Here is a 15,153-nt window from a genome sequence, read left to right as displayed (position 1 = left end):
GGGGCTTTGGTTTTGCAGTTTCGTCGTATCGGTTTACCGATGTTATCGCGCGGCTCTTACATTTTTGGTGGCGGGTGGCTCTGGGGCGCGCCGCCGGCTAAATTTTCACGGTTCGGCCTTCGGCGGCGGCTTGTAACGCGGCGACAATCACTCGGCAATTGGCGCGGGCGTCGTCTAGCGTTAATGCCGGTTCGCGGTTATGCAGCACGCAATCCGAAAAATGTTCTATTTCCAGCCGGAAGTGGTTGCTGTAGGGTAGCCGTTCTTCGGCTTGGCGACCATCTTCGGTCCACCATGAAATGACCGGCACGTCGCCTGGAAGTTGCCAGACCACGTGGCATTTGATGCCGCCACGGGTGCCGACGATTTCGTATTCGCAACGGCGGGCTCGCTCGAAACTAAAGTCGAAGTGGCCGTAGCGACCGTCCCCAAAATCGACGATGCCGCTGGTGGCGCTGTCTGCCCCGCTTTCGACGTATTTTGACACGGCGCTGACCGCCAGTGGCGCTTGTTGGAAAAACAGCCGCAAGCTGTGGATTGCGTAGCAGCCGATATCCCACATCGCACCACCGCCGTGGGCGGTGTCGTCGGCCAGCCGATATAGGCGGGCGGGTCGCATCATGAACGAGTAACTGGCTCTGACCGAGCGGACTTCGCCAATCAGGCCGGTGTTTATCAATTCAAGAACCCGTTGGTGCTGCGGATGGAAGCGGTACATAAAGCCTTCCATGACTTTGACATTGTAGCGGCGGGCGGCGATTTCGATGGCGTCGATATCGGCAATCGTCAGTGCCATCGGCTTTTCGCACAACACGTGCTTACGGTGTTCGATAGCCCGTAACGCCCATTCGGCGTGTTCTTGATTCGCCATCGGCAAATACACTGCTTGCACGTCATCGTCTTTAAGCAGGGCGTCGAGGTTATCGTAGCACTGCGCGCCGGTCGGTCTCGGCGCGTATTTGGCTAAGGTTTCGCCGGCGGCGCCGGGTCGACGACTGGCAATCGCGACCAATTCGGCGTTGTCGGCTTCGACGATGGCCGGCAGCAGACGTTCGTTGATGCGCGCGGCGCCCAGAATGCCCCAGCGTAGTCGGGTCGGATGGTTCATCGTATTTGCCTCGGATGCATCGACATAGTTAGATCAGATTAGCAGGTTGTCCGCCGGCCGCAAGCTGCCCGGTTTTGTCTGGGGGTAAGCTCTTGGTTATGTTTCGAATGGATGGCGGCGCTTAAGTTCCGTGGCGCGAGTTCGCGAAAAAAACCGCGCGCATAAAAAAGCCGAAGCGTTTAGGCTTCGGCCTTGGTATCGGTCGGCGGCGCCGTATCAAGCCATCGCGCGCAGTTTGTCGTTCAATCTGCTTTTGCTGCGGGCGGCCTTGTTTTTGTGGATCAAGCCTTTATTGACTGCGGAATCGATGACCGGCACGGCGGATTTGAAGGCTGCTTGCGCTTGTTCTTTGTCACCGGCCTTGACGGCGGCGATAACCTTTTTGATGAACGTGCGGAGATTGCTGCGTTGTCCGGCATTGCGAATACGGCTGTCCTCTGCCTGACGCGCTCTCTTTTTAGCTTGTGGTGAATTAGCCATAGGGGTATCAAGTCGTTGGGTTGGTTAGGAACCGCGCATTATCTTTTTGGATGCTATGATTGTCAACTTTTAATTGACTCCGGACCGGCGCCAGGATACGCAGTGAGCAAGCAATTATACAAATCGACGGCGATAGTCGGCGGCATGACGATGGTATCGCGAGTCATGGGTTTTATCAGGGATATGTTGGTCGCCAATTTGTTTGGGGTCAATGCCGAAACCGACGCATTTTTCGTGGCGTTTCGGATTCCAAACCTGTTGCGGCGCTTGTTTGCCGAAGGCGCATTCGCTCACGCCTTCGTGCCGGTCCTCGCCGAGTACGGCGGGCAAGGGGAGCGTGGCGGGTTACGACGGTTTATCGATCGCACCTTCGGCACTCTGGCGGGACTGCTCTTTTTAATCACGTTGGTGGGCACGATTGCCGCACCGTTGCTGATAATCCTGGTGGCGCCGGGATTCGTCGCCGACCAAGCGCATTTCGCGCCGGCGACCGAGATGCTCCAAATCACATTGCCCTACCTGTTCTTTATCTCGTTGGTGGCGTTCGCCGGGGCGATCCTGAACGCCGAGGGGCGATTCGCGGTCCCGGCGCTGACGCCGGTCATCTTGAATCTGGTGATGATCGCGGCGGCGGTCTGGTTGGCGCCGAATCTGGAACGGCCGATCACCGCATTGGCTTGGGGCGTATTCGCGGCAGGGGTTCTACAGTTGTTGTTTCAAATTCCGTCGCTATGGTGGCTCGGGCTGATACCGAGGCCGCGCTGGGCTTTCCGCGATCCGGACGTGCAGCGTGTCGTCAAGCTGATGTTGCCGGCCATTTTTGGCGTTTCGGTGGCCCAAATCAACATGCTGGTCGGTACTTTGATCGCTTCTTTTCTAACCGCCGGCAGCGTGTCATGGCTGTATTATTCCGACCGGCTGGTCGAGTTTCCGCTCGGGATTCTTGGGGTCGCGTTGTCGACAGTGATTCTGCCGAATTTATCGAAAAATCATATCGCCGCCGACCGCGCGGCATTTTCGGCGGCGTTGGATTGGGGTTTGAAGCTGGTCGTGCTGATTGGCGTGCCGGCCACGCTGGGATTAACCCAGTTGGCCGAGCCCTTGCTGTCCACATTGTTTCAGTACCACGAATTCGGCGTCGAAGACGTGCATATGACGGGCAGAAGTCTAGCCGCTTATGCAATGGGGCTGCTGGCCTTGATGTTGATTAAAATTCTGGTGCCGGGATTTACCGCCCGCCTGGATACCCGTTCGCCGGTGCGTTTCGGGATGAGTGCCGTCGCCGCGAACGGGTTGCTGAATCTGATATTGGTGCCGTTTTTAGCCCACGCCGGCGTGGCGCTGGCCGCCACGCTGGCCGCCTATCTCAATGCCGGGCTTTTGTTGAACGCGTTATTGAGGAACGGCACTTATCGGCCGCGGCCCGGCTGGTTGGCCTTCGCGATCAGGATTGCGATTGCATCCGCAACGATGTCGGGCTTTTTGGTTTACCTTGTCCAACCGGATGCTTGGTTCGGCTGGAGTGCCGGCCAACGCGGCTTGCAACTCGGTGCGGCGGTCGGTGGGGCAATCGCGGTCTATGCGGCGGTGCTTGCGGTCAGCGGTTTGCGGCCGAGGGACTTGGCGCTTGGCCGAACTTGGGGGGCTTGAGTTTTTCCGTCGCGCCATCATAGTCATGTAGAATAATTGGGATTCGATGCAGTCGAATAAACGTTTAATTCAGTCAACTAACTATGAAAACGAAAACAATCGGTTTTATCGGCGGCGGCAACATGGCGACCAGCTTGATTCGGGGCCTGATCGCCAGCGGCCATTCGCCCAGGCAGATATGGGTGTCGGACACTTCGGCGGATCTGTTGAACGCTCACTCGAATCAATTGCACGTCAATACCGCCCACGACAACGCGACCGTCGTCAACGAAGCCGAGGTCGTGGTGTTGGCGGTCAAGCCGCAAGTATTGCGTGACGTGGCGCTGGAAATCGCGCCGCTACTGAAACACAAGCATGCGTTGATGGTTTCGATTGCCGCCGGTATCAGCCAGCAAAGCTTGGCGTTATGGTTGGGCGGCCAGACTGCGATCGTGCGTTGCATGCCCAACACGCCGGCCCTGGTGTTGACCGGCGCCACCGCATTGCATGCGAACGCCAACGTCAACGACGAACAAAAAGACTTGGCCGAGAACATTCTGCGCGCGGTCGGGCTGACCCTATGGGTGGACGGCGAAGCCGAACTGGACGCCGTCACCGCCGTATCCGGTAGTGGTCCGGCCTATTTTTTCCTGTTGATGGAAGCGATGGAAGCCGCGGCGCTGGAATTAGGCCTGGACGAAGGTAGCGCCCGCTTGCTGATTCAGCAGACTGCGCTTGGCGCCGCGAAGATCGCGCTGGAATCGGCCGAATCGCCGGCCCAACTGCGCGCCAGGGTGACATCGCCCGGCGGCACCACGCAGCGCGCTATCGAGACCTTCCAGCAAGGAGGCTTCGAAGCCTTGGTCGCCAAGGCCTTGCACGCCGCGCGGGATAGATCGGTCGAAATGGCCAAACAACTGGGAGCCGAGTGATGGGAAGCAATTACATGACCGATCCGGTGGTATTCCTGATCGATACGCTGTGCTCGCTGTACATCTTGGCGGTGATGTTGCGGTTTTTGCTGCAGTGGACTCAAGCGGATTTTTACAATCCGGTTTCACAGTTTCTGGTGAAAGTTACTCATCCGCCGTTGCGGGTGATGCGCCGCTTCATCCCCTCATTTGGCCGCATCGACAGTTCGTCGCTGGTACTGGCCTTGATATTGCAAATGCTGGCGAACTTTGCGATTTTGGCGGTCAAGGATTTGTCGGTTGGTTTTATCGCGCTGGCCCTGCTGTCGTTCGCCGATCTGCTGAAAATGTTGCTCGATATTTTTGTGTACGCGATTTTCGCGGCGGCGATTCTGAGCTGGTTCGCGCCCGGCAACTACAGCGGCGCGTCGTCGATACTTTACAGCTTGACCGAGCCCTTGCTGAACGTCTGCCGGCGGGTGATACCCGATTTGGGTGGGATAGACTTGTCCCCGTTGGCCGCGCTGGTGTTGCTGCAGCTGGCCAAGATGATGGTATTGCCGCCGTTGCATCAATTGATCGCGATTTTGGGCTGACGAGGCGGGCGGCAATGCGCGGCACGTTGAAAATTACCACGCTGGCCGCGCTCGCGGCCTTGTTGTTGGCCGGCCAGCCGGTGCAGGCCAAGAAAATGTATCGTTGGGTCGACGAAAACGGCAACGTCTATTTTTCCGATCAAGTGCCGCCGGACCAAGTCCAGCACAAGCGCGAAACCCTGACCGAGAAAGCCCGGATCGTCGAGACCGTCGAAAAGGCCAAGACCGCCGAGGAATTGGCCCAGCAAAAACGCCTGGATGCGCTACGCAAGGAACAGGAAAAAATTGTCGCCAAGCAGGCCGCCAACGACAAGGTGTTGCTCAGCACGTTTCGCAGTCTGGACGACATGGAAAAAGCCTTGGGCAACAAATTGGCCAGCTTCGACGCCAAACGCAAGGTCATCGAAGGCAATATCGAGCGACTACAGGGTCAGTTGCAGAAGCAGCAACAGCAGGCCGCCGACCATGAACGCAACGGCCAGAAAGTGCCCGGCAAACTGCTGGACGAGATCGCCGCGACCAAGCTGCAAATCGCCCAATCCAACCAGGAATTGGCCGATCACCAGAGCGAGCGTCAAAATAGCGAAAAAGCCTTTCGGGCCGACATGGCGCGATTCCAGTTTCTAACCCAGCCCAACGCCGACGCCAAGGCGGCCGGTTCTTCGCTGGCCGCCAGCAATGCCGGCAACGAATTGGGTTTGTTTGTATGTCAGGACGTCGAGCAATGCCAAAAAGCCTGGAAACTGGCCGGCGAGTTTGTCGCGGCCAATTCCTCCACCGGCCCGGATGTCGAGACCGAGAAGTTGATCATGCGGGCCGCGCCGCAACAGGACGACGATTTAAGCCTGTCGGCTTCCTTGCTCGAACAGGGTAAGGTCAGGCAAATATTTCTGGATATTCGTTGCCGCCCTTCCAGCCTGGGCAACGAGCTTTGCAACGGCGCCAAGGTCAAGAGCTTGCGGCAAAGCTTCGCGCCGTATCTGCAATCCGGCTTAGCGGCGCAGCAATAAGGTGCCGACTCCCTGGTCGGTAAACAACTCCAACAGCACCGCGTGATCGACCCGTCCGTCGATGATATGCACACTGTTGACGCCGCCCTTTAAGGCGTCGGTCGCGCACCGGGTTTTCGGGATCATGCCGCCGGAAATCGTGCCGTCGGCGATCAGCGCGTCGATGTCCGGCATTCTCAAGCCTGTTAATAACGTGCCTTGTTTGTCCAGGATGCCGGCGGTGTTGGTCAGCAACATCAATTTTTCCGCTTTCAGCACTTCCGCGACCTTGCCGGCCACCAGATCGGCGTTGATATTGTAGGAATGGCCGTCCGCGCCGACGCCGATCGGCGCGATCACCGGAATGAAGTCGCTATGCACCAGCATGTCCACGACGGCCGGGTCTATGCTGCTCACCTCGCCGACATGGCCCAGATCGATGATTTCCGGCGCGTCGTCGACATTGGTGCCGGCCTTGGTCATGTTGATCTTGCGGGCATGAATGAAGTTGCCGTCCTTGCCGGTCAGGCCGACCGCCTTGCCGCCGTGCATATTGATCAGATTGACGATCTCCTTGTTCACCAAGCCGCCCAGCACCATTTCGACCACGTCCATCGTTTCGCTGTCGGTGACGCGCATGCCATCGACGAATTCGGACGTTTTGCCGAGCCGAGTCAGCAGATTGCCGATTTGCGGACCGCCACCGTGAACGACGACCGGATTGATACCGACCAGTTTCATCATCACGATGTCGCGGGCGAAGCTGTGTTTCAAGGCTTCGTCGACCATGGCGTTGCCGCCGTATTTGATGACGACGGTCTTGTCCTTGAATTTTTGGATGTAGGGCAGGGCTTCGATCAGAACGTGAGCGATTTGGTGTGCGGTGTTTTCTTTCATGAATGAGCTTGATTAAAAAGGTAGGTCTAAGTCGGGTTTGATTTGCAGCAAAAGTTGTTTGAACTGGTCTTGAATTCGGTGCAATGCGTCCTTGGTGTCGGCTTCGAAACGGGCGGTCAACGCCGGCGTGGTATTGGATGCGCGGATCAGCCCCCAGCCGTCGGCGAATTCGATTCGCAGGCCGTCGATGTCGATCAGCTTGGCGTTCGGGAAACGGGCATTACCGGCCAGTTGCGCCATCAACGGCGCCGCTTCGCCCTCGGCCAGCGGAATCAGCACTTCCGGGGTGCTGATACTGTCCGGCAGATCGGCGAAGACGTCGCTACTGGAACGCATATCGGCCGACAGTATCTCGATCAAGCGCGCCGCCGCGTACAGACCGTCGTCGAAACCGAACCAGCGGTCGTTGAAGAAAATGTGGCCGCTCATTTCGCCGGCCAGCGCCGCGCCGGTTTCCTGGAGTTTGGCCTTCATCATCGAATGGCCGCTTTTCCACATCAGCGGTCGGCCGCCGCGCTTCCGGATTTGCTCTTCCAGGTGCTTGGAGCATTTGACGTCGAAAATCACCTCGGCACCCGGCTTGCCGGCCAGCACGTCGCGGGCGAACAGCATCAATTGCCGGTCCGGCCAGATGATCTTGCCCGACGAATCGACGACGCCCAAGCGGTCGGCGTCGCCGTCGAACGCCACGCCGACATCGGCGCCGTAATGCTTGACCGCGCCGATCAAGTCCGCCAGATTTTCCGGCTTGCTGGGATCGGGATGATGGTTGGGAAAGTGGCCGTCGATGTCGCAAAACAGTTCGACGATATCGCAGCCCATCGTTTTCAACAGCATCGGCGCCAGCAAGCCGGCGGCACCGTTGCCGCAGTCGACGACGACCTTCATCGGCCGGACCAGATGCACGTCGTCGGCGATGGTGCCGATATATTCGTTGCTGAACGCGGTATTCAGCTCGACCTTGCCGAGCTCGCCCTGGCGAAAATCGCGGGCGAGGGTGCGCTGTTTAAGCTGTTGGATCGCATCGCCGGCCAGGGTTTCGCCGTTCAGTACCAGTTTTAGTCCGTTGTAGTCGGGCGGATTGTGGCTGCCGGTGATCATGATGCCGGTACGGCCCTCGCAATGGCGGGCGACAAAATACAGCAGCGGCGTCGGTACCAAGCCTATGTCCAGCACGTTGCAGCCAGTCGAGCGGATGCCGGCCACCAGCGCTTCGGCCAGCGCCGGGCTGGACAGCCGGCCGTCGCGGCCGACAACGACGGAGGGTACTTGTTGTTCCAGCGCCAGGCTGGCGAAAGCGGCGCCGATGTCGCGCACGCCGTCCTGGGTCAAGCCGCGACCGACGATGCCGCGAATGTCGTAGCCGCGAAAGCTGTCGGCGAAGTCGTTACGCGCGGGTCGTGGCGGCGGCGCCGATGGCTTGGGCGCGGGGCTGGGGGCCGGTGCTTGGCGCGGGATTGGGCCGGGTTCGGCGTCAGTCGGTTGGCCTAGCGAAACCGGGGCGGTATTCAGCGCGATCGGCGCCGTATTCAGCGCAATCGGGGCGGTGGCGAACTGCTCGGCTGCCGTGTGCGGCGCTTCCTCGACGAAGTCGATGTCGAAGGACTCGTCGAAAAAGTCGTGGTCGTCGGCGAAACCGGTTCCGGTCGGTTCGGTGGTCTGTTCTTGTTGCAAAATGCGCTTGAATTGCGCCAGCGCCGAGATGATCGGCTGCATTTCTTCGAGCAATACCGGATAGCTGCCAACCTTCTTGCCGGCCATCATGTCCTTGGCGGCTTTTAAAATGACGCTTTGGTCATGATGCAGAAAGTCGTGCAATTTGCGGTAGCCGATAAAAAATCCCAGGCAGGCCAACATGGCCGGAATCAGGACGATACTGGCGAACAATACCGTGTTGCCGGTACTGTCGCCGCTACCGATCCAGAGATCGAGTTGCCAACGGGTGTTGGTCAACGGCAGGGACTGCGGTTCGTCGAGTTTGGCGGCCGGGTTGCCGGCACTGGCAATCACGCTCTGGTCTTGTTTGATTTCGATCAGGCCCGCATTGAAAAGGGTCCTGGACAGCAATTGCTGGATCAGATCCGGTTTCAGGCTGACCAGTATGGCGCCCAGTGTCTGCTGGTTGGCGACGACGGCGCTGGTGATCGCCAGATGGCGGTGCTCGCCCTCGCCTTGTATCATCGGCTTTTGTTTGGCCGTCAACGTGGCGCGCACCATTTCCAGATCGGCAAAACCCATGTTCGGCGTTTGCGTCAATTCCGGCTCGCTGACCGTGGCGGGCAGAATGCGAACCCGCAACGCCTGGGGGACGGAGTCTTGCAGACGGGCGGCCAGCTTGTCCAGCTCGGCGCGACCGGCGCCGTTAGTCAGTGCGCTGACGACTTCGGGCGATTGCGCCAGACCGTCCACCACTTTTTGCAGAGTGTCGATCTGGCTGGCTATGCCGACCGACATCACGCCGGCAATCGCGGTGATGCTGGATTGCTCGGTGTCGCGGACGTTGGCGGCCGCCAGCCAGTAGCCGGCAGCACCGGTCACCAGTACCATTAATGCCGCTATCGCGGCCACTATGCTGAATATTCGGCCCATGTCGGCGGTTCCGGGAGCTTAATGACGGCCACTGTGGCCGAAGCCGCCGGCGCCGCGTTGGCTGTCGGTGAATTCGGCCACGCATTCGAATTCGGCTTGGACCACTGGGACGAAGACCATTTGGGCGATGCGTTCGCCGACTTCGACGGTAAACGCGTCGCTGCCCCGATTCCAGCACGATACCAAGACCTGGCCTTGATAGTCCGAATCGATCAGGCCGACCAGATTGCCGAGCACGATGCCGTGCTTATGGCCGAGGCCGGAGCGCGGCAGCAGCACCGCGGCCAGACCCGGATCGTCGATGTGAATCGCCAGGCCGGTCGGGATCAACGCGCTGGCGCCGGGTTGCAGCGTCAGCGGCGCCTCCAGGCAGGCCCGAAGGTCTAGGCCGGCCGAGCCGTCGGTGGCGTATGCCGGTAGCGGAATGTCGTGGCCCAGGCGGGGATCAAGAATTTTAAGTTGAATTTTTCGCATGAAAATGTTCGGCGATCAGAGTGATGAGTTGCTCGGCCAGGGCGGATTTGTCGGTCATCGCCAAGCTCGCGGCCCCGCCCGGCCAATAAACTTGCAGGGCATTGCGGTCGCTGTCGAAACCGCCGTCGTCGCGGCCAACCCAGTTGGCGGCGATCATGTCCAGGTTTTTGCCGACCAGTTTGCCGCGGGCGTAATTTTCCAGGTCGTCGGTTTCGGCGGCGAAGCCGACCACGAACGGTTTGGGTTTCAAAGCGGCCACGTCCGCGACGATGTCCGGATTTTGGGTCAATGCTATCACCGCGGCGTCCCGCCCTTTTTTTAATTTGGCGGCGGCGACTTCGCTGGGCCGGTAATCGGCGACCGCCGCCGCGCCAATGTATATATCGGCTTCGTTCATCCGCGCCATGACCGCCGCGTGCATGGCGGCGGCGCTCTCGACGTCGATACGTTCGATGCCGGGTGGTGTCGGCAAGTTTACCGGGCCGCTGATCAGCGTGACTTGCGCACCGGCCCTCGCCGCCGCCGCCGCCAACGCATAGCCCATCTTGCCCGAGCTGCGATTGCTGATAAAGCGCACCGGGTCCAGTGCTTCGCGGGTCGGGCCGGCGCTGACCACCAGTCGCGCGCCGCGTAACGGACCGTTCGGGCCGGCCGCCAACAGACAGGCGCAAATCTCGGCGGGCTCCAGCATCCGCCCCGGTCCTTGTTCGCCGCAAGCCTGCTCGCCGCTGGCCGGCCCCAATACCCGAATCCCGTCCGCTACCAGCGTGGCGAGGTTACGTTGGGTGGCTGGCTTGGCCCACATGGCTTGGTTCATGGCAGGCGCGACATGGATCGGACAATCGGCGGCCAGCAGCAGCGTGGACAACAAGTCGTCGGCCAGACCGTGGGCCAGTTTCGCCAGTAGGTCGGCACTGGCCGGGGCGACGATGACGGCGTCGGCCCAGCGCGCCAGATGGATGTGCCCCATCGCCTGTTCTTGGCCGGCATCCAGTAAATGTTGGTGAACGGCGTGGCCGCTCAGGGCCTGGAAGGTCAGCGGCGCGACGAATTCGCAGGCGGCGGCGGTCATGACGACGCGCACCTCGCAATCCTGCTTGCGTAACAAGCGAACCAATTCCGCCGCCTTGTAGGCCGCGATCCCGCCGCAAACTCCCAGTAATATGCGCTTGTTAATCGTCGTACCCCAAACCGGTGAAGAGTTGGAATTATGGCAAACTCCCCCGGATTCTTCTATGCTTGACGCGTTTTTTCCGGCCGGGAGCGACAATGAGCATCAAGGATTGGTCGGCGGACGAACGTCCCCGCGAGAAATTGTTGCAGCGCGGCGCGGCGGCCTTATCCGATGCCGAGTTGCTGGCCATCTTCCTGCGCACCGGCATCGCCGGCAAGACGGCGGTGGACATGGCCCGCGAGCTATTGCGCGATTTCGGCTCGTTGCGAGGACTGTTGGCCGCCGACCGCCAGCGATTTTGCGAAAGCAAGGGCTTGGGCGATGCCAAATACGCCCAGCTGCAAGCTGTTATGGAAATGGCGCGCCGGCATTTTTCCGAAGTGTTGCAGCGCGGCGATGCGCTGACCAGCCCGGATGCCACCCGCGCGTATCTGAGCGCGCAATTGCGCGGTTACGATTTCGAGGTATTCGCCTGTTTGTTTCTGGACAATCAGCATCGGGTGATCCAATGGGAAGAACTGTTTCGCGGCACGATAGACGGCGCCAGCGTTTACCCGCGCGAAGTCGCCAAACGCGCGCTCTACCATGCCGCCGCCGCGGTGATATTCGCCCACAACCACCCGTCCGGCATCAACGAACCCAGTCAAGCCGATCGCTTGCTCACCGATAAGCTCAAACAAGCCCTCGGCCTGTTCGACATACGCGTACTGGATCATTTTATTGTCGCGGACGGCTTACCCTATTCGTTTGCCGAGCACGGCTTGATATGATTTGCCTAACGTGGATCGGGCGGCGGCGTGGTTTACGCGAGTTTTCGGATTGGCGCCGCGCTTGGACAGCATCAAGTCAGTATCGAAGGATGACAAGGATGAATGAAATACGAAGCAGATCGCCGGCGCCGATGTTTAAGGTGTCGGCTCGGTTTGCCGGGGATTGGTATTTTGGCTTGCCCTTGCGTATTGCGCCTACGGCAATACGGAAACGTCCAAATTTCTTGTTGGCTGTATCAGGTCATTTCGAGTCGGCAACCCGAGAGGAAGCGTTGCCGAGCCCTCTGATGGGAAGATATATTTCGCTGTCGTTGGCGACGGTAGTGGGTGCGCGCGATTGCCGGCAAGGGTTGCCAATCCAGGCGCGGGTTGCCTTCTGACCGGGTGATACCGCAAGCTCAATTCGGTTATGCCGCCCGACTAGAATGTTAGATCTTGCCCGGCGCCGGAGTGGATGGATCGCGGGTCCGGTGGCTGATTTGGACATCGGCGGTCGCCGGCCGGCATTCCGACAAACCATTGTCGCCCGCGCTTGGGCGTTTGTCGGGTTTACTACAAAAACCTCGGTGCCGAAAGGCTTGAAAATCATTGGCTTATTGCTTGGCACGCCGGTTGCAAGACTCCAACTAAAATTTTGGGGTCGTGCCATGAAAACGAACAAAGACATTGCGGAATTATTGGACGAGCCGGCTTGCGAGCACAACAAGAAGGAGAAATCCGGTTGCGCCAAGCCTAAACCCGGCTCCGCGGCGGGCGGCTGCGCATTCGACGGCGCGCAGATCGCGTTATTGCCGATCGCCGACGTTGCCCACATCGTGCACGGGCCTATTGCCTGCGCCGGCAGCTCGTGGGATAACCGAGGAACCCGGTCCTCGGGCCCGGATTTGTACCGGATCGGTATGACCACCGATTTGACCGAACAAGACATCGTGATGGGCCGAAGCGAAAAACGGCTGTTCCACGCAATCAAGCAAGCCATCGAGACCTACAATCCGCCGGCGGTGTTCGTTTACAACACCTGCGTGCCGGCCCTGGTCGGTGACGATATTAACGCCACCTGTAAAGAGGCGGCTGAACGGTGGGGCGTGCCGGTCGTGCCTATCGATAGCGCCGGTTTCTACGGCACCAAAAACCTGGGCAACCGGATCGCCGCCGATGCGATGCTGAACCATGTGGTCGGCACTCGCGATCCCGATCCGTTGCCGCCGGGCACCGAACGGCCCGGCATCAAGGTCCACGACGTCAATCTGGTCGGCGAATACAACATTGCCGGCGAATTCTGGCACGTGTTGCCCTTGCTGGACGAACTGGGCCTGCGGGTGTTGTGCACCTTGTCCGGCGACGCCCGTTTCCGCGAGGTGCAAACCATGCACAAAGCCGAAGTCAACATGATGGTCTGCTCCAAAGCGATGTTGAACGTGGCTCGGCGCATGGAAAAAGATTACAAGACGCCGTGGTTCGAAGGCAGCTTTTACGGCATCACCGATACCAGCCAATCGCTGCGCGATTTTGCCAAGGTTATCAACGATCCGGATTTGACCGAGCGCACCGAAGCGCTGATTGCCCGCGAGGAAGCTCGCATCCGCGCGGCGCTGGCGCCGTGGCGCGAGCGCCTGAAAGGCAAGCGGGTGTTGTTGTTTACCGGCGGCGTCAAGAGTTGGTCGGTGATTTCGGCCTTACAGGATTTGGGAATGGTGGTCGTCGCGACCGGCACTAAGAAATCCACCGAGGAAGACAAGGCCCGCATCCGCGAACTGATGGGCGAGGATACGCTGATGATCGAGGACGGCAGCCCGAAAGCCTTGCTGAAGGTCGTGCACGACTACAAGGCCGACATTCTGATCGCCGGTGGCCGCAACATGTACACCGCATTGAAAGCCAAAATTCCGTTCCTGGACATCAACCAAGAACGCGAGTTCGGTTACGCAGGTTACGAAGGCATGCTGGAATTGGTTCGCCAACTGGCGTTGACGCTGGAAAGCCCGGTCTGGGAATCGGTCAGGGCGCCGATGCCTTGGCGCGCCGGTGGTCTCGCCAAGACCGATGCGAGCGAACCGGCCGAGCCGGTCTTAAAAATTCAGGCGGCTTAGTCCGTTTCGACAGCGTGCGATTGATACAGGCAACCAGGTAGGCGGCGATGGCGGAAATTCTCAAGCGTAAGAAAGCACTCTCGGTCAGTCCGTTAAAGGCCAGCGCGCCGACCGGCGGTTCGTTGGCCTGTTTGGGATTCGATCGGGCGATTCCGATGCTGCACGGCTCGCAGGGCTGTACCGCCTTCGCTAAAGTATTCTTCGTTCGGCATTTTCGCGAGCCGATTCCGCTGCAAACCACTGCGATGGACCAGGCTAGTTCGGTGCTGGGCGCGGACGAAAACGTTGTCGAAGGCTTGAAAGCCATCGCCGAGAAATCCAATCCGGCCTTGATAGCAGTGCTGACCACCGGTCTGGCCGAGACCCAGGGTTGCGACGTGCAGCGCAACGTGCGCGAATTTCGCGTCAAATATCCGGAATACGCTCATGTCGCCGTCGTCGCGGTCAACACGCCGGATTTCACCGGCTGCGTCGAGACCGGCTACGCGGCGACGATACACGAAATCGTCAACGCGCTGGTGCCCGATGCCGAAACGGCCGGCACCAAACCTGGCACCCGCCGGCGGCAGGTGAATGTGTTGGTCAGCCACATGCTGACGCCGGGCGACCTGGAAGCCCTGCGCGATACGATAGAGATGTTCGGCTTGCGGCCGGTACTGGTGCCGGATTTATCCGACTCGTTGGACGGCAGCCTGACCGAAGACGAGTTTTCGCCGGTGACGATAGGCGGCACGCCGGTCTCGGAACTGGCCACGCTGGGTGAAGCCAAGGCCTCGCTGATCATCGGACCGTCCTTGCAAAAAGCCGGCGAGCTGTTACAGGAAAAAACCGGCGTCCCCAGCTACTTCTTCGAGCATCTGTACGGTCTGGAAGCCAACGACGCGCTGATCCTGGCTCTGGCCGAAATCAGCGAACAGCCGGTCCCGCAACGCATAGAACGCCAACGCGCTCAATTGCAGGACGCGATGTTGGATACCCATTTCATGTTGGGCCAGCTCAAGGTGGCGATCGCGGCCGATCCGGATTTGCTGAATGCCTGCGTGCATTTGATCAAGGGCATGGGCGGCGACGTAGTGGCGGCGATCAGCCCGGCCAACGCGGCCATCTTGAGCAAGATGCCGGTCGCGAGCGTCAAGATCGGCGACCTGGAAGATTTGGAACTTACCGCCAGGGAAAACGGCGCGCAATTGCTGATCGGCAATTCACACGCGGTCGATAGCGCCGAACGCTTGGGCGTGCCTATCTTGCGCACCGGCTTTCCGCTGTACGACATCATCGGCGGTTATCAAAAGACCTGGATCGGCTATCGCGGTACGCGCCAAGCTTTGTTCGACTTGGCGAATCTGGTGATCAACTTCGCCCACGAAGAGATCGAAGTCTATCACTCGCCGTATTCGCAAAAACCCGAAAACGAACGCCACGCCTGCTCGCCGTCATGTCACTAGC

Annotated in this window: 13 protein-coding genes; 7 read left to right on the top strand and 6 right to left on the bottom strand. The window is 59.6% G+C overall.

Features of this window, described 5'->3' with window-relative positions; all coding sequences use genetic code 11:
• Window positions 1-97: 97 nt before the first annotated feature.
• Window positions 98-1,108: a Gfo/Idh/MocA family protein gene (locus AC3B8H_RS03940; RefSeq protein ID WP_488440315.1), complete on the bottom strand. Its 1,011-nt coding sequence runs from the start codon at window positions 1,106-1,108 to the stop codon at window positions 98-100.
• A 216-nt stretch (window positions 1,109-1,324) separates the two neighbouring features.
• Window positions 1,325-1,588 carry a 30S ribosomal protein S20 gene (gene rpsT / locus AC3B8H_RS03935; protein WP_488440314.1) on the bottom strand — a complete coding sequence of 88 codons (264 nt, stop codon included), beginning with the start codon at window positions 1,586-1,588 and terminating at the stop codon, window positions 1,325-1,327.
• Between the two features lie 102 nt (window positions 1,589-1,690).
• Here rpsT and murJ point away from each other — a divergent pair, with 102 nt between their 5' ends.
• The 4 genes from murJ to AC3B8H_RS03915 all read left to right on the top strand — a co-directional run bounded on the left by murJ (window position 1,691) and on the right by AC3B8H_RS03915 (window position 5,734).
• Window positions 1,691-3,238, top strand: a complete 1,548-nt coding sequence (gene murJ / locus AC3B8H_RS03930; RefSeq protein WP_488440313.1) for a murein biosynthesis integral membrane protein MurJ — start codon at window positions 1,691-1,693, stop codon at window positions 3,236-3,238.
• A gap of 83 nt (window positions 3,239-3,321) precedes the next feature.
• Window positions 3,322-4,149, top strand: coding sequence for a pyrroline-5-carboxylate reductase (gene proC / locus AC3B8H_RS03925; protein ID WP_488440312.1), 828 nt, complete (start codon window positions 3,322-3,324; stop codon window positions 4,147-4,149).
• Window positions 4,149-4,724 (top strand): YggT family protein, encoded by a 576-nt coding sequence (locus AC3B8H_RS03920; protein ID WP_488440311.1) that lies wholly within the window; start codon window positions 4,149-4,151, stop codon window positions 4,722-4,724. Before proC ends, AC3B8H_RS03920 begins: the two co-directional genes overlap by 1 nt.
• Window positions 4,725-4,738: 14 nt before the next feature.
• Window positions 4,739-5,734 (top strand): DUF4124 domain-containing protein, encoded by a 996-nt coding sequence (locus tag AC3B8H_RS03915; RefSeq protein ID WP_488440310.1) that lies wholly within the window; start codon window positions 4,739-4,741, stop codon window positions 5,732-5,734.
• On the opposite strand, the gene argB is transcribed toward AC3B8H_RS03915, so the two are convergent.
• The 4 genes from argB to coaBC are packed head-to-tail and all read right to left on the bottom strand — an operon-like array spanning window position 5,717 to window position 10,850.
• Complete coding sequence (argB, locus tag AC3B8H_RS03910; RefSeq protein ID WP_488440309.1) at window positions 5,717-6,610, bottom strand: acetylglutamate kinase; 894 nt, start codon at window positions 6,608-6,610, stop codon at window positions 5,717-5,719. The two genes, AC3B8H_RS03915 and argB, sit on opposite strands and share 18 nt — an antisense overlap.
• Before the next feature lie 12 nt (window positions 6,611-6,622).
• Window positions 6,623-9,199, bottom strand: a complete 2,577-nt coding sequence (locus tag AC3B8H_RS03905) for a phosphomannomutase/phosphoglucomutase (RefSeq protein WP_488440308.1) — start codon at window positions 9,197-9,199, stop codon at window positions 6,623-6,625.
• A gap of 18 nt (window positions 9,200-9,217) precedes the next feature.
• Entirely contained in the window at window positions 9,218-9,673 is a 456-nt protein-coding gene (dut, locus tag AC3B8H_RS03900) for a dUTP diphosphatase (RefSeq protein ID WP_488440307.1), read from the bottom strand.
• Window positions 9,654-10,850: a bifunctional phosphopantothenoylcysteine decarboxylase/phosphopantothenate--cysteine ligase CoaBC gene (gene coaBC, locus AC3B8H_RS03895; RefSeq protein ID WP_488440316.1), complete on the bottom strand. Its 1,197-nt coding sequence runs from the start codon at window positions 10,848-10,850 to the stop codon at window positions 9,654-9,656. The genes dut and coaBC overlap by 20 nt, the downstream gene beginning before the upstream one ends.
• Before the next feature lie 92 nt (window positions 10,851-10,942).
• Here coaBC and radC point away from each other — a divergent pair, with 92 nt between their 5' ends.
• From radC to nifN, 3 genes are all read left to right on the top strand, one after another.
• Window positions 10,943-11,617: a RadC family protein gene (radC, locus tag AC3B8H_RS03890; RefSeq protein ID WP_488440306.1), complete on the top strand. Its 675-nt coding sequence runs from the start codon at window positions 10,943-10,945 to the stop codon at window positions 11,615-11,617.
• A gap of 647 nt (window positions 11,618-12,264) precedes the next feature.
• Window positions 12,265-13,707 carry a nitrogenase iron-molybdenum cofactor biosynthesis protein NifE gene (gene nifE, locus AC3B8H_RS03885; RefSeq protein ID WP_488440305.1) on the top strand — a complete coding sequence of 481 codons (1,443 nt, stop codon included), beginning with the start codon at window positions 12,265-12,267 and terminating at the stop codon, window positions 13,705-13,707.
• A gap of 47 nt (window positions 13,708-13,754) precedes the next feature.
• Window positions 13,755-15,152: a nitrogenase iron-molybdenum cofactor biosynthesis protein NifN gene (gene nifN / locus AC3B8H_RS03880; RefSeq protein ID WP_488440304.1), complete on the top strand. Its 1,398-nt coding sequence runs from the start codon at window positions 13,755-13,757 to the stop codon at window positions 15,150-15,152.
• The last annotated feature ends 1 nt before the right edge of the window (window position 15,153 follow it).

Source organism: Methylomonas sp. BG-2 (assembly GCF_057766305.1).
Note: the sequence above shows the minus strand (reverse complement) of the source record. Positions and strands in the feature narration are given on the sequence as shown.

Excerpts from the sequence above, each read along its gene's own strand:
- AC3B8H_RS03915 (WP_488440310.1), top strand. The coding sequence starts at position 4,739 with ATGCGCGGCACGTTGAAAATTACCACGCTGGCCGCGCTCGCGGCCTTG.
- argB (WP_488440309.1), bottom strand. The coding sequence starts at position 6,610 with ATGAAAGAAAACACCGCACACCAAATCGCTCACGTTCTGATCGAAGCC.
- radC (WP_488440306.1), top strand. The coding sequence starts at position 10,943 with ATGAGCATCAAGGATTGGTCGGCGGACGAACGTCCCCGCGAGAAATTG.
- nifN (WP_488440304.1), top strand. The coding sequence starts at position 13,755 with ATGGCGGAAATTCTCAAGCGTAAGAAAGCACTCTCGGTCAGTCCGTTA.
- AC3B8H_RS03920 (WP_488440311.1), top strand. The coding sequence starts at position 4,149 with ATGGGAAGCAATTACATGACCGATCCGGTGGTATTCCTGATCGATACG.
- nifE (WP_488440305.1), top strand. The coding sequence starts at position 12,265 with ATGAAAACGAACAAAGACATTGCGGAATTATTGGACGAGCCGGCTTGC.
- rpsT (WP_488440314.1), bottom strand. The coding sequence starts at position 1,588 with ATGGCTAATTCACCACAAGCTAAAAAGAGAGCGCGTCAGGCAGAGGAC.
- AC3B8H_RS03905 (WP_488440308.1), bottom strand. The coding sequence starts at position 9,199 with ATGGGCCGAATATTCAGCATAGTGGCCGCGATAGCGGCATTAATGGTA.
- AC3B8H_RS03940 (WP_488440315.1), bottom strand. The coding sequence starts at position 1,108 with ATGAACCATCCGACCCGACTACGCTGGGGCATTCTGGGCGCCGCGCGC.
- proC (WP_488440312.1), top strand. The coding sequence starts at position 3,322 with ATGAAAACGAAAACAATCGGTTTTATCGGCGGCGGCAACATGGCGACC.
- dut (WP_488440307.1), bottom strand. The coding sequence starts at position 9,673 with ATGCGAAAAATTCAACTTAAAATTCTTGATCCCCGCCTGGGCCACGAC.